This is a genomic window from Longicatena sp. 210702-DFI.1.196, from assembly GCF_020563125.1.
In the GTDB taxonomy this organism is placed as follows: domain Bacteria; phylum Bacillota_I; class Bacilli_A; order Erysipelotrichales; family Erysipelotrichaceae; genus Longicatena; species Longicatena caecimuris.
The window spans coordinates 105,093-118,265 of sequence record NZ_JAJCPX010000001.1 but is presented as its reverse complement, the minus strand read 5'-3'; the positions used below and the strand labels follow the sequence as shown (position 1 = coordinate 118,265).

The following is a 13,173-nucleotide window of genomic DNA, read 5'->3' as shown; positions in this document are numbered from 1 at the left end:
CCTATCTGAATGCGGTAATGTAATCCATAAAAAAGCTCCAACTGTAAAAATGTGCATCGAAGCTGTCAACATCGGTAGTAAAATCATCCAGGATAGCATCCTCGTCCTTTTTTTCATCGTAAAGGACCGTAGCCAATGCTTCTGAGACTGTTGGGACATTCCGGAATAACATACGCTTCTGACCGAATAGCAGGTTGTAGACAAGAATTCTGTCTTTCCCTTCTACCTTTTTGCAATCACATACAACCGTCGTATAACCAGCCCGCTGTATATATCCTCGGATACTGTTCAGAATCACCTGTTCCGCATTATCAACGAAGATATAGGCAGGATAATATCCCTCTAGGATGCAGAGCTGTATCATTTCCACACATGCACGGCAAATACTTACCGTATCGATCGTACCTTTTGCATGAATGATCTTCTTTTCTAAGAACGTACAGATAGAGCTGTATCCCGGTGTTATCCCAGTAGCCGCAAGCGTAGAATGCGATTTCGTACCACCGATATCCAGACCGATATTTACCATCTGAAAAAAAGGAAGTATCTCTACTTCCCAAAGTTTTGGGTTATCTGCGTATGGTTTGAATATCAGTCCTTCAGCGTTACACCACTCTCCAAGGATATACCGGTTAAACTCTACAGTACCGAAATACTCCTTTTTCAGTTCTTCCCTGACATCTCCAGGCAAGAAAGGATTGTCATCCAGCTTATACTGCTGACAGTACACATCTGCATCACTGTCGATGAACAGTTTTAGCCAGTGCTTAGGATGCTGTGGGTTTCCAGTGCCATCAAACAGACTGTATCCAGTTCTCAACCGTGATTTCAGTAACTGAAAGACTTCTTTGTTCCAGTCAACTGTTTCATCGCCATAGCAATATTTCAATGTGGATCCACGCAGTCTAGCGACTGAGCTTATCTTCTCAGCTCCTAATACATAAGCATCCTCACCAAATAGATGGACCTTATTGGTTCCTTTCCGGATATCTCCTACCAAGTCAGATCCCCAGTATTCACGCATCGGCTCCAGCACGTTACGTTCGACTGTTTGCTGTGTAACACCTATCAGAGCATTCAAACCTTCTTTACCGTGACGCTCCCTTAGCCGTTGCGGTATCAAATAAGTAAAGTCAAGATAAGTCTTACCGGTACCAGTGGCACCTATCTTGAAGTTCCAGCGATGATTCCCTTCGCGAATGAATTCAGCCTGCTTTTTGCTCAGCATCTTTTTGCATCTCCTCCAGAATCTTATCTACCTTTGAAAGCTGGTCTTCCTCTCCTTTTGCTATGGTAAGCTTATCCGTCTTCGCTCTGATTTGCTCCAGCTGTGCTTTCTGAATCTCACTGGCAGTATCCCAGTTCTTGTGCAGCAGCTCGTCATACTCCTTTACGAGCCTCAACAAGGTTCCGATTGCCCTGGACTGTGCCGACATGAAGGTCGCATGTTTGTCCCATGCCTGTTGAACTTCCCATTTTTCTCCGCAGACGTTGCCGTCCTTTTCTTCGATTTTTTCTACCGTTTTATCTTTCTGGTCTTTGACATACATTAGTCTCTGTCCACGTATGATCGCTGCATACTGAAGTTGGATATTGTCCCACAGTAAATCCAATGGGTCATCCTCATGTATTTCATCTAATATCGCCTTCGTTTCCTCTGGCAGCCACTTCGTAAAAAAACCATGCTTTTCTGCATGGCGGTTACCTGGAGGACCAGTGGCATTGTGATTGCCAGGCTGTCCTCCGCGTTTTCTTTTTTTCCGAACGTTCGCATCAGATTTATCCGAACGCTCGCTATCCCATTTGTGAGTAGACTTCCAACGCCGAACGGTCCCTTCCGGTAGATCCAGCTGCTTTGCTATGTCTATCAACTTCATACCATCAAGATACATCTGCTTGGCTGATTCTATCCTCTCATCCGGTTTCTTCGGCATCTTATCACACTCCTTTCTGGGTAAAATAAAAGCGCTAGTTTAGCGCTCATCACTATTTTTTAGATAACCTTGACTATTACATTCCGGACAATCGCAAACAAGTTTATTTGTATAGGCTTCTTCCCAAACTCTGCATCTTATAAGTAATTTATCTTTATCCCAACATCTTGTACAATACGGTCCATCTTCGACACCATTATCTTTTTTCATATAATAGGCATCACCCTTTAAATAAATTTCATCCGCTATTTTATTTAAAGATTTTAATTTATCTATTTCTTCCTTTAGTGAGCGGTTTTCATCTTGTAATGAATTGGCCATAGATTGAATTGACATCATTTCTTTCACCAACTCATAATTATCAGACTGTTGTGCTAATTCAAAAGCTTTTTTAACACCCGCTAATAAAGAACTGATTTCCATGTTATCAACCACCCTTCTCAATATTATCATACTACAATTCGAGTAAAATAAAAAGCACCTAAATAAATTAGATGCCTTACATAAGGGGAGAGAAACAAAGACCAACAGGATACAGGGAGGTGAAGGGGGCTACCTCCCTGCTCTATCCATGCTACTACTATATCACGCTTGACATGGAAACGGGTTTCCATTTTAAGAAATTTTTCTTGCAATGTTCGTCACGATCCTCTTTGATATCTTGCATACATTTCCTTTTGTAGTAAAACACTTCTCTGCGACCGCCTCTGCATTCTCACACTGATTGTTGATCAAGTATTCCACAACTATCTCACGATGGACATCGTTCTTGATGTTATCCACCCATCCATTCACCAGCTCCATGGCCATCTCATGCTTATCCTGTTCCTTGATCAGTTCACTTTCCCTTGCGATAAGCTCATTCTCCCAAGGCGATAGGCAACCTTTAGAGTCCTTTGACACCTTGATAATACCAGTCGATGTAGATCCGCAAGACAGCTCCTCTGCGATGCTCATCAATTCTTCCTGGATGAGATCAGATGCGTGCTTGTGATACAGGTAGTCTGTAAAACAGCCAAGCACATGTTTCTCTTTGATTCCCAACAATTCAACATCTAACACTTTCTTTACCTTAAGCATCAGTTCACACCTTTCATATCGCTTGGTTATTGTTTATCATTACCAAGCAAGTACGCTTTCCAAGCGTCCTTATCTTCGCACTTCACATGACAATCCTTCTCTGATTCTGACGGGCAATCATTAATACAACAAGGAGACTGCCGTGCCATATCTGCAAGTATTTTGCATGCTTTATCTAGCGCGTTATCAAATATCTTAATATCGTTATCCTTCTCAGCATTTGTCATTTGTCATTTTCTCCTCTTACCTCTTCAACGCTTCGATCAAAGTTTTTTGCGATATATCCTTTTGCTCCAAGGACCGTATCATATCCTCATCGACGGTTCCTTTAGCAATCAGATGGTAGATCATTACGGTGTTCTGCTGCCCTTGTCTATGAAGCCTTGCATTTGCTTGCAGATACAGTTCCAAGTTCCAGTTGGGCAAGGTATACCAGATGATAATATTGCCCCCTTGCTGAAGGTTCAATCCATGTCCCACAGAAGCCGGATGAACGAGCAGCATCTCGATCTTTCCATCGTTCCAATCCTTCACGTCTTGCTGGCTTTCGATCGCCCGGATCTCTACATTAGGGAAATAATCGATGATTCTATCACGGTCATGCTTGAAGTAGTAGAACACCATAATCGGATTACCGTTAGCGGCCTCTAGCAGGTCCTCCAGGGCGTTTAGCTTTACTTGATGTATCTCTTGTACTGCATGGTTTTCGTCGTACACAGCGCCCGCAGTGAACTGTAGGAGCTTGTTAGTGACCACTCCGGCGTTAGCTGCGGTGATGACACCATCCTCACAGATCTGCAATATCTTTTCTCGCTTGAAACGATGATAGGCTACCATCGTCTTCTCATCCAGGATGACCTCATGATTGATATATCGACATTTAGGTAACCGTAGCCAATCTTCGGCTTTTAGGCTCATGCAGATATCTCCTATGGCATCATAGATTCGTCGTTTTGCACCTTCCTGCAGCAACCATTCATAGATGACGTTGCCATTTCTCCTACCAGGTATCAGGAATCTGCTTCTGAACGATGTCAGTGTTCTTCCCAATCGTTTCCCTTGATCCATCAGATAGAGCTGTGGCCATAGATCCGGGAGTCCTTTCGGTGCAGGTGTTCCGGTCAGACCGATGAACCTCTCTACCAAAGGTATAACTTTCCTCAGTGCCTTGAAACGTTTTGCCTTGGGATTCTTAAAGCTGGACAACTCATCGATCACGACCATATCGAATGGCCAATCATGATCGACCTCATCTACCAACCAAGGAACATTTTCACGATTGATCAGATAGATATCAGCCTTTTCTTCCAAGGCTTTCATGCGATGTCCTTTGCTTCCCAGCACACGGCTATAGGTCAGATGTCTTGTGTGATCCCACTTTTCAATTTCATCCGGCCATGTAGTTTGGGCGACCCTAATCGGTGCTATGATAAGCACCTTCTTCACCTGAAACATGTCATACATGAGATCTTCTATGGCGGTCAGTGTGATGCTCGTCTTTCCCATCCCCATTGGCAGGAACAGCCCCGACTTCTTCTTGTTGATGATCCAATCGTATGCCTTGATCTGATACTCATGCGGCGTATATCTCATTCTGGCAGGACACCTTTCATCATCTGCTGCACCAAATGGTCGACCTGCTCCTTGTTCTTGATCACATATGCCTTCATTCCTTGCTTTCTCAATTGCTCGATCCTCCACAGCTGCATATCTGAAACGCGTCCACCTTTTGGTCTTTTCAGTTCTACGAAGCAGATCAGGCCATTCATGATGATGATGCGATCGGGAACACCTGCCGTGCCCGGTGATGTAAATTTCCAAGGCAGTCCCCCAAGGTTCGTTATCCTGTTGACCAGATATTTCTCGACCTGCTGTTCTGGGTCACTTCTCGTCGTACTATTCCAAGCCATCTGGATCCACCCAATATTGCTGACCTTTAACCGGGACCGATACCAATCCTAGAGATTTTTTGATTATCTGCATGTCCGCTTTTGACGTTCCTGTTTCTTTTCTGATCTCTCTGATCAGATCTACACTGATCCATGGTCTTTTTTGTATTAGTTCACTTATCGTTGATTGTGCGTCTTCCATCGTTTTTTCACCTTCCTGTTTCTATCGTGACAACAGTGGAACAGTCCTCGCGCGCGTAGCGTTACGTCACATTAGGCGGGTATGGTGTGCTATATCTACCTAAATATATATTTATATTAAAGTATATAAATAATTGTTGTCACTGTTGCCAATCACTTCTAAAGCCTTTATTTAAAAGTCTTTTATAGACAACAATCAATCATTTTTTATGTTGCCGAATTTGTTGTCATTGTTGCCACCGTTTTTTTGACTTTGTTGTCAGAGCCTTACTTTGTTGTCAATCTTTTATACGCTCTTTGTCTTCCGTATTCGTCATTTATACGTACCGGATTAGGTAGTTTTATCCACCCTTTTAGTCTTGATAAGATGCCATTCAATTCTCTTGCATCTGCATTACTCATCGTACCTTTACCGCCATTAAATAGCTCACACCACAATTCTAAAGCACATATCCTGGTACGTTCTTCTGTACCAACATTATCTTCATCCTCCATCCATGCTATACGTTCATAGCAGCTCATATCGTTCCATCCTATAGGTACTTTTCGTTCGACATAATCAAGTATGAGACCCTCTTTCGGACTTCTATAGGTATATCTTTCCTGTATCTCTTTAGCTTCATTTTCCAACTTGCTTTCCAAGAATAGAGGTTCCTTTTCTTTGAATCTTGCTACTGCTTCCGCCCATAGCTGATCACGTACATCAGGGGTGAGATCCTTGAAGATTGATTTCTTCCGTTTATCTGCATCAGTATCGACTGGCCAGAATCTTCTATTGCCTGTATAATCTCGCAGGAACTCATCGTCGTTTGTCGTCCCAAAGAAAACACACTGTCGTGGATTATCGGATACCCTGCGTGCGTACGCCTTCCTATAGCGGTCCTCTCGCTTTGATATGAACTGCTTTATAGATTCCACTTCCTGCTTCCTTGTCGCTGTCAGCTCGGCCATCTCAACGATCCATGAACCATGTAAAGCCTCGTATCCTTCTTTGCCCGATATCGTGGTAATAGAATCAGAGAACCATACACCGCCCATTACAGACAGGATATGAGACTTTCCTATACCTTGTTTTCCGACAAGTACAGGCATGTAGTCATATTTACATCCTGGCATGAATATTCTTGCCACAGCGGCCGTAAATGCCTTCCTGGTCACTGCTCTAGTATAAGGTGTATCGCTGCTTCCCAGATAATCGATAAATAATGTATCTAATCTTTCTATGCCATCCCATCTTACTGATTCTAGATATTCTCTTATAGGATGAAATGCGTTCTTTTCATGTATATACATAATTGCATCCTCTGTCTTTCCTTTGGCTACGATGCCATAATCTTTTTCTAATAAATATCTTAATGCTGCATCATCTGCATCTGACCATGATGGTTTATGTGGATCATATCGCCACCATGGAAGCGAACCTTTCTTGACCGGTTTCTGTGAGAATACATCGATACCTCCTATGCCGTCTTTAAGTCTCGGGTCATTTTGAAGGATGATCACTATATTGTCTGTTGTTGCTTCATAGTTACCTCGTTTATCAGTAGCTAATCTTGACAGCCAATCAGTATCCATCGTATTAAAATCATCTTTGAAGTCTTCCATAGCTGTTTGCAGTTTCTCTTCACCAAGTGTTTGAAGTGTCGGCTTGTCTTGTCCGATGAAGTCCATCATGGCCACCCAAGAAGGCAATTTGTTTACAGGTATCTTTGGATCAGCATCGATATCGAGTTCTCCAAATTTATGTATCCTTACGAGATCGAATGCATTGCATAATTTCATGCTGCATGGATCCGTTGCATGATTACTGTATGCGAAGCGATCGTTGTATGTAACGAGGCCTCCTGCAGTGGATCCTTTAATATATGTATATCGGTTATTATCTTTACATCTCACATATACATCTGGTAGGAACGTTTCAATCGCTGAATGGATATCGTAGGTCCTGCAAAACGCGCCAATGAGACCATCTTTTTCTAATGGATCACCCTGCTTCTTTGCCATCTTCTTCTTGATCTCAGTAACTCTGGAAGACATAGGCCAAAAGCTGATATCATGCCAATCAGGATAACGATCGAGTATTGATTCTGGATCCAATATCGGAGCGTCCAGGTAATGGAATACGTAGTCACCATCAATAGGTGTGGATGGCCAATACATCAATCTGGAAGCCTGAAAGGTCGTATCATCGAAGTAATCGATATTAAAATCTTCTGCTATCTTTCTTGCAATGGCTTCATACTCTTCCGGTCCGACATTTTTAGCTAAGGGGATGATGAGACGATATCGTGCATTCCCTTTTCTATGTTTGTGTGTACTATACAAACAGCACGCGTTTCCATAAAGCATATCGATATCGTCCCATAGATCCTCAGGAGCATAATCGACATCCAACGTGATGAGTGAACGCGATAGGACGTTCCCATCCAAACGCCTGCCATCTTTCAACGTGCCGCCGACGAAACCTCCGATATCTTTTATCTCATCTTGTTTCTTCTTTGACAACTTGAGATATTCATCCATCGTCTCTCGTGTCCTATAGGTCTCTTTGAGTCGGTCAAGGAAATCCACCCACGACATGGACATATTTTTCCATTGTTTCTCAAATCGGCTCTTGCCTATGGCTATTTGGAACTCCACATCGTGCATATATCTTACCTCCGCTATTTCTTTTTACGTTTATGAATCGCTGTCATCAATTCAGCTACCGCTACACCGGTTTCTGTTAACTCTTTATCATCATGACGTAGGTGATTCTGATTCAGCCTTGCATTTGCAGCTTTCGTGATTGCCTTTAGATTGTCTAATTCAAAGTTGCGATTGTTTCCATCAAGAAAGATCACGACGTGTCCTTTAGGCAAGGGACCATGTTCATCTTCCCAAATTTTCACATGCTTTAATTTCCAATTCTTATTCAGCTTTCCATCTTGTACCTTGACTTGAATATAACCATCTTTGTCATCACGTTCACTACCTATCGGCAATCTGTTTGCTGGTGTGTTACCTTTCTTGAACATAGTAGGCTTCGCTTTATCATACAGCTCTGCCGGCATCTTCTGTCCTTTGTTCGCAGGCACATGACCTTTTTCAAAACGTCCTGTAAGTCCTGAACTGATTCTATGGTTACACTTATATCTTTTGATCTGCAGCACTGTAAGATTCATATCAAATCTAGCGTTGATGAGTGCTGTAAGTTCTTTATTTGTCATACCTATGACATGAGCCTTTAAGAAATCCGCCTGCTCGTCATTCAACAAACGATTCGTGGAATGATCAACAAATTCCCAAGGCTTCTTTCGAGAGCTGATCTTATGCCTACACCTATATGATCGGATTTGAGCAATACTGAAATGAGTATCGAACTTCTCATTTATGAACTTGGTGCATTCCTTAACGGAATGATATAGGGCGATCTTTCTAAGATAGCTATCCTGTTCTTCCGTCAAGAGCCTGCTCATTTTTTATTCTCCAGCATGCCTGGCAGATGGATCTCACGATTTCCATATTCTGCTCGCAATTTTTCAGCGCTCAGCCCAAGCGCTGCGTTTTCGATGATCTTGCTCGATACATCTGTCATTGCTTTCGCACGTTTTATTTCTTTATCTAATTTTTCATCGTCTAATTCTTCATCGTTCAAACGTTCGATCTGTTCAAATAGATGATTATTTAGATCTACTAACGTATTCTTCATTATCGTTTCTCTCCTTTAGTCCTTTCTGTAATATTCACTGAGGAACCCATCAGCGGTCAGGATCAGTCCAGGTGCCCACGGTATTGGTTTACCCATGATCCTTTCTATATCTTTCAAGCAACTTTCGGCTGTACCACTAGGTACTTCAACGACTACCTCATCATGGATATGCATGATGATCTTATAACCGACCTCATCCAGCTCCAACATCGCTCTGGCCAGGCAATCTCTTGCAATGGCCTGTATCAAGTTCTCGAATAGTTTACCGCCCCATGTCTTCTGTCTTCCCCATCGATGTGTCTTTTGATCCGTTCCATCATATGTAAGTTCATTTCCATACTTCCCTTTGACCAGTTTAGGTCGAACATAAGCCAGTCGTCTTTTGGAAGGCAGCTCTGCAAACAATATCCCCGATGAATAGAAATAATTTACACCATGAGCTACAGAAACACGCTTACGTTCCTGTACTGCTGAATAAGCAGCTTCCTGTACTTGATACCACATTTTTTTGATATTAGGCGATGCTAGTCTCCACTTGTTTACTATGTCCTGCATCTCTTCTTCAGATAGTCCCATATCAGCACCACCCATTCTTTCCAAAGCAGACACACCACCGCCATAGCCTAATGCCAGCTCCGCCACTTTGCCTTTCTTACGCAAGTCTGATCCCTTTGTCACAGATTCGATTGGTACATGAAACATCTGTGCAGCAGAAGCTTCATATATCTTACCAGTCGTCGCAAAGACTTCTTGTCTCCACATTTCATTACAGAACCATGCAGTTAGTCTTGCCTCGATAGCAGAATAATCAGCAATCGCAAACATATATCCATCTGGAGGAATCACTGCTGTTCTGATCAGTGTACTGAACACTTCGTTATAGCTGCTATATAAAAGATTTATTATCTCAAATTCTTTGTTCTTGACTAATTCTCTTGCCAATCCAATATCTTCGAATGCGTTCCTTGGCAGGTTCTGTGGCTGGAAGATACGTCCCGCCCATCTTCCTGTCCTGTTCGCTCCATAGAACTGTAGGATGCCATGCAGCCTTTCATCCTTGCATAAGGCTCTAGCTATCGCATCATATTTCTTCACAGATGTCTTGCCTGCTTCTTGTCGTAATTCTAACAAACGCCTTGTATCACTGCTGATCGTTTCATCCTGGAGCAGCATAATGACATCGTCTTTTGTAAGACTGTTTATCTCTCTATTTTCTTTTTTGCTGATCCATTCTTTCAACTGCGAAACGCTATTTAGATTGATGCCGTTCGTGATCCTTCTACATTCCTTTTTCATATCATCTTCATTGACGGAACCAAAGGACAGCACATCTCGCATCAGTTCTTTATCAATCTTTGCACCATAGTCATTCATACGCTGATCCCAACACCATAGACGATGCTCTTGATCCGGTATTGGAAATCGATCTAGCTTATAACTGATCTCTCTTTCAGTCTCAACATCACGCTTACAATATTCTTTGAACAGCTCCCATTTTTCCGGAGCATGTTCAGGTAGATTTCGTGTTCTATAGCCATTAGTCCTGGTGGGCTTACATGGCTTACAGAAATAGGATATAAGGGCCGTTCCGGTTCTAAGCTTTTGCTTATCTTCTGATAGGCCTAGTGCAGCTCCCACGTCTTTTAATGCACCTGGAAGTCCTAGCATCAATGCATGTACCATGGAACAATGCCATGTTTCCGGCTGTAGATTGATACCAAATTCTCTTGACAAACACAGCCTTTCAAAAATTGCATTATGAGCATACTTTATGGCTGTATCCTCATCATATATGGCTTTGCATACTTCATCAGGTATCCTATTATCTTCTTGTGTCAAATCAATAACTTTAACAGGCTCATCATCGAATGCATATGCAAAGAGGAGGATCTCAAAGTCCTCGCTCTCTACATACTTATATACACCACATGATATCAGATCTACAGAGCTATAGGTTTCCAAATCTATATGTAGTGTCCTCATGAGATTAGCCTAACAAATCGTCTTCTGTATCATTAAATCCTGGAAAACTTGATTCATCCTTAAATTCATCAGCGAAATCTACTTCTCCAGAAACGCGACCTCCAAGATTATCTCCATCTCTTGTTTTTAAAACATTGTTCAATCCGACACCGATACCAGTATTACCTGCTTTACTATAAGGATAAAGGTTGAACGTGACTTTACCATAGCATCCGGAATAGACGATTTCTAGATCATCCATTGTCAGTTTTCTAGTACCAGTCTCTTTTGAATAGACACCGGGTGCTGTGGAACACTTACAATTCATGATATATTTCCCAGCATAGGTTTCTTTATCATCACTATATCTTGGATCGGTATCGCCATCACGCACTAACCCGGTCTTGTCCCCAGGCTTACACATCAGGTCATTGACCAACTGACCAAATTTCTGACCAAACTTATTGATACCATTCTGCTTTGCATTCTTATAGGCTTGACTGATCGCTGCTGCCGTTTCTTTGTCATTCTTATCAAAGATGATCTGTACAGAATACTTTGCATCCTGCCCTTCATCAAATGCGTGGGGTTCAAATAGATGACAGTACGATAAACGCACCTCACCTGTCTTAACCTTTGTGCTCAATTGTCCATTATTTGCCATTTTCATTTTCCTCAACTTTCTTATTTATTAAATGCTCTAAGGCATATCTGTTTTCAAACAGATCCGCATGTTCTCTTGCGAACCTTACATCTATAGGATAAAGGTCATTCATATCTGTACATGCCGCTGTATCTCCTGTGTGATACCATACGAATGCTTTATTCTCAAAATATGGATTAATCCGTTTAACTTTTCCAACCTTGCATTTGTATCCAGGGTCATATATGACCAATTGACCAACTTCAACTCTCATAATATATCCTACCTCCTCTTCTAATCGCATGTTTCGCTTCTTTCCAGAACCCTTTGCTGCCTTCATTTGAGCGTAGATTTTCAAGCATGTAATCCTTATATCTTTCAGCACCATAACGTGATAGCTTTATATCACGTTCTTTGATGCACAGGGCTATTAGATCAGCATGTTGATCTGCCGAAAAGAAATATCGCGTATAGCCTTGGTCGTTCGTATGTTCATGCTTCACATTGAAACCAATATTATATCGATATGATAGACGCTATTGGTAGAATATGCGTCATATCTCTGAATCTTAAATCCGGCTTTTGCTAACCCTTCTACCAAGATGGCAGCCAGTTCTTTCGTATCAGCTGGGCATCGCTTGCAATTCCTCTTGAAAATCGCTCACACCGCTGTTGTATTCAGGGCGTTTATCACTCACAGGTGCAATTGCCGGTGAACCCTTAGGTTTTTCAATACATCCAGCAGATATGATCGCAAAATCTTTCTTTCCTGCCAGTTTCTCTAATTTTGTGACGGGTTGCAGCTTCTTTTCATATAACAACGCTTCTTCATATCCTGCGTCCTTCATATTATCGACCAACAGCTTCTCATCTGTCACCTTGCGGATGCTGCGTCCTTCCACGACCTTGAAGCCGGGAATTTGTGCCCCTTTGAGCATGGCATCGAGCGCATACTCTTTTACATCAGTGGTCCATCTGGTGAGTTCGTCCACTTCTGCAAGGATCTTACTGATTTCCTCATTATTCAGCAGATCCGGATCCATGAAGCCATATCTGCGGAGATGCTCATTATGTTCTGCTCTTGCTTTACATGCCCCTTTGGCACGACACCAGCGGCACGTTTCTTCGCTTGGATGATATTCACCTACACCTTCGAATGCCTGTTCTGCAGCGGGCTTCACGACCTCGTCGCCCCAATTGATCAGATCATCCACTGACATGACCTCTTCACTTATTCCATCGCTCACACGAGGCTGATAGATATGCATATGTACCTTTGTGAGATCATAAAGCAATTGATATTCTCTTATGGCCCCCAATGCATAAAGCCTGATCTGCGGATTGTTCTTTGCGCTGACCGCAACACCTTTTCCATACTTCAGGTCGATGATATGCAGCGTGCCGTCACCAATGATGATCGCATCTGCCGTGCCACCATCCTCTTTGATCCATTCCTTCAGATCGAGCTTTTGTTCAATTTTAAAGACTGGATCCGTACAGTCCTTTTTGACCCGATTATATACTTCGATGACATAGTCACGATAGCCATCAGTATAGGTATCCATATCCTTATCTTCACAGACGATCTTGTTTCGTTTACGGTTGATCCATTTATTTAATTTTTGTTCAGCGATAGAGTGTGCTAGCGTACCTTCCTTTGCAGCTTCACTTTCCCCTTTTTCAGGAAAGTTCTGTTCCAGCTTTACCGAAGGGGTGCAAGATAGCCATTGTTTTGCACTGGAAGGGCTGAGAAAGGCATGAACCCCTGGCATA

15 protein-coding genes are annotated in these 13,173 nt (G+C 42.4%); all 15 read right to left on the bottom strand.

The genetic code is table 11. The features are described 5' to 3' along the window. Position 1 precedes the first annotated feature (1 nt). Complete coding sequence (locus tag LI241_RS00605) at positions 2 to 1,228, bottom strand: terminase large subunit domain-containing protein (RefSeq protein WP_227150871.1); 1,227 nt, start codon at positions 1,226 to 1,228, stop codon at positions 2 to 4. After that, the gene (terS, locus tag LI241_RS00600) at positions 1,206 to 1,934 is read right to left on the bottom strand and encodes a phage terminase small subunit (protein ID WP_227150873.1); all 729 of its coding nucleotides are present in this window, start codon (positions 1,932 to 1,934) and stop codon (positions 1,206 to 1,208) included. Before terS ends, LI241_RS00605 begins: the two co-directional genes overlap by 23 nt. A 39-nt stretch (positions 1,935 to 1,973) precedes the next feature. Further along, positions 1,974 to 2,357 carry a hypothetical protein gene (locus LI241_RS00595; protein WP_227150874.1) on the bottom strand — a complete coding sequence of 128 codons (384 nt, stop codon included), beginning with the start codon at positions 2,355 to 2,357 and terminating at the stop codon, positions 1,974 to 1,976. Positions 2,358 to 2,549: 192 nt separating this feature from the next. After that, positions 2,550 to 3,014 carry a hypothetical protein gene (locus LI241_RS00590; protein ID WP_227150876.1) on the bottom strand — a complete coding sequence of 155 codons (465 nt, stop codon included), beginning with the start codon at positions 3,012 to 3,014 and terminating at the stop codon, positions 2,550 to 2,552. Positions 3,015 to 3,040: 26 nt separating this feature from the next. Further along, positions 3,041 to 3,241 (bottom strand): hypothetical protein, encoded by a 201-nt coding sequence (locus tag LI241_RS00585; RefSeq protein ID WP_196028319.1) that lies wholly within the window; start codon positions 3,239 to 3,241, stop codon positions 3,041 to 3,043. Between the two features lie 16 nt (positions 3,242 to 3,257). Beyond that, positions 3,258 to 4,607, bottom strand: a complete 1,350-nt coding sequence (locus tag LI241_RS00580; protein ID WP_196028320.1) for a DEAD/DEAH box helicase — start codon at positions 4,605 to 4,607, stop codon at positions 3,258 to 3,260. Then, on the bottom strand, positions 4,604 to 4,924 hold the full coding sequence (locus tag LI241_RS00575) for a VRR-NUC domain-containing protein (RefSeq protein ID WP_196028322.1): 321 nt from the start codon (positions 4,922 to 4,924) through the stop codon (positions 4,604 to 4,606). The genes LI241_RS00580 and LI241_RS00575 overlap by 4 nt, the downstream gene beginning before the upstream one ends. Beyond that, positions 4,911 to 5,105: a hypothetical protein gene (locus LI241_RS00570; protein ID WP_196028323.1), complete on the bottom strand. Its 195-nt coding sequence runs from the start codon at positions 5,103 to 5,105 to the stop codon at positions 4,911 to 4,913. Before LI241_RS00570 ends, LI241_RS00575 begins: the two co-directional genes overlap by 14 nt. 266 nt (positions 5,106 to 5,371) lie before the next feature. Beyond that, positions 5,372 to 7,753: a virulence-associated E family protein gene (locus LI241_RS00565; RefSeq protein WP_196028325.1), complete on the bottom strand. Its 2,382-nt coding sequence runs from the start codon at positions 7,751 to 7,753 to the stop codon at positions 5,372 to 5,374. Between the two features lie 14 nt (positions 7,754 to 7,767). Then, a complete protein-coding gene (locus LI241_RS00560; RefSeq protein WP_196028327.1) occupies positions 7,768 to 8,562 on the bottom strand; it encodes an HNH endonuclease signature motif containing protein in 795 nt (264 codons plus the stop codon). Next, complete coding sequence (locus LI241_RS00555; protein ID WP_196028329.1) at positions 8,559 to 8,795, bottom strand: hypothetical protein; 237 nt, start codon at positions 8,793 to 8,795, stop codon at positions 8,559 to 8,561. The genes LI241_RS00560 and LI241_RS00555 overlap by 4 nt, the downstream gene beginning before the upstream one ends. A 15-nt stretch (positions 8,796 to 8,810) precedes the next feature. After that, a complete protein-coding gene (locus LI241_RS00550) occupies positions 8,811 to 10,778 on the bottom strand; it encodes a DNA polymerase (RefSeq protein ID WP_227150878.1) in 1,968 nt (655 codons plus the stop codon). 4 nt (positions 10,779 to 10,782) lie between these two features. Then, positions 10,783 to 11,421 carry a DUF2815 family protein gene (locus LI241_RS00545; RefSeq protein ID WP_196028332.1) on the bottom strand — a complete coding sequence of 213 codons (639 nt, stop codon included), beginning with the start codon at positions 11,419 to 11,421 and terminating at the stop codon, positions 10,783 to 10,785. Then, positions 11,411 to 11,704: a hypothetical protein gene (locus LI241_RS00540; protein ID WP_227150880.1), complete on the bottom strand. Its 294-nt coding sequence runs from the start codon at positions 11,702 to 11,704 to the stop codon at positions 11,411 to 11,413. Before LI241_RS00540 ends, LI241_RS00545 begins: the two co-directional genes overlap by 11 nt. Positions 11,705 to 12,023: 319 nt before the next feature. Then, positions 12,024 to 13,172 (bottom strand): DUF2800 domain-containing protein, encoded by a 1,149-nt coding sequence (locus LI241_RS00535; RefSeq protein WP_227150882.1) that lies wholly within the window; start codon positions 13,170 to 13,172, stop codon positions 12,024 to 12,026. Position 13,173: the final 1 nt, after the last annotated feature.

Excerpts from the sequence above, each read along its gene's own strand:
- LI241_RS00555 (WP_196028329.1), bottom strand. The coding sequence starts at position 8,795 with ATGAAGAATACGTTAGTAGATCTAAATAATCATCTATTTGAACAGATC.
- LI241_RS00560 (WP_196028327.1), bottom strand. The coding sequence starts at position 8,562 with ATGAGCAGGCTCTTGACGGAAGAACAGGATAGCTATCTTAGAAAGATC.
- LI241_RS00570 (WP_196028323.1), bottom strand. The coding sequence starts at position 5,105 with ATGGAAGACGCACAATCAACGATAAGTGAACTAATACAAAAAAGACCA.
- LI241_RS00535 (WP_227150882.1), bottom strand. The coding sequence starts at position 13,172 with ATGCCAGGGGTTCATGCCTTTCTCAGCCCTTCCAGTGCAAAACAATGG.
- LI241_RS00565 (WP_196028325.1), bottom strand. The coding sequence starts at position 7,753 with ATGCACGATGTGGAGTTCCAAATAGCCATAGGCAAGAGCCGATTTGAG.
- LI241_RS00575 (WP_196028322.1), bottom strand. The coding sequence starts at position 4,924 with ATGGCTTGGAATAGTACGACGAGAAGTGACCCAGAACAGCAGGTCGAG.
- LI241_RS00550 (WP_227150878.1), bottom strand. The coding sequence starts at position 10,778 with ATGAGGACACTACATATAGATTTGGAAACCTATAGCTCTGTAGATCTG.
- terS (WP_227150873.1), bottom strand. The coding sequence starts at position 1,934 with ATGCCGAAGAAACCGGATGAGAGGATAGAATCAGCCAAGCAGATGTAT.
- LI241_RS00545 (WP_196028332.1), bottom strand. The coding sequence starts at position 11,421 with ATGGCAAATAATGGACAATTGAGCACAAAGGTTAAGACAGGTGAGGTG.
- LI241_RS00580 (WP_196028320.1), bottom strand. The coding sequence starts at position 4,607 with ATGAGATATACGCCGCATGAGTATCAGATCAAGGCATACGATTGGATC.
- LI241_RS00590 (WP_227150876.1), bottom strand. The coding sequence starts at position 3,014 with ATGCTTAAGGTAAAGAAAGTGTTAGATGTTGAATTGTTGGGAATCAAA.
- LI241_RS00605 (WP_227150871.1), bottom strand. The coding sequence starts at position 1,228 with ATGCTGAGCAAAAAGCAGGCTGAATTCATTCGCGAAGGGAATCATCGC.
- LI241_RS00595 (WP_227150874.1), bottom strand. The coding sequence starts at position 2,357 with ATGGAAATCAGTTCTTTATTAGCGGGTGTTAAAAAAGCTTTTGAATTA.
- LI241_RS00585 (WP_196028319.1), bottom strand. The coding sequence starts at position 3,241 with ATGACAAATGCTGAGAAGGATAACGATATTAAGATATTTGATAACGCG.
- LI241_RS00540 (WP_227150880.1), bottom strand. The coding sequence starts at position 11,704 with ATGCGATTAGAAGAGGAGGTAGGATATATTATGAGAGTTGAAGTTGGT.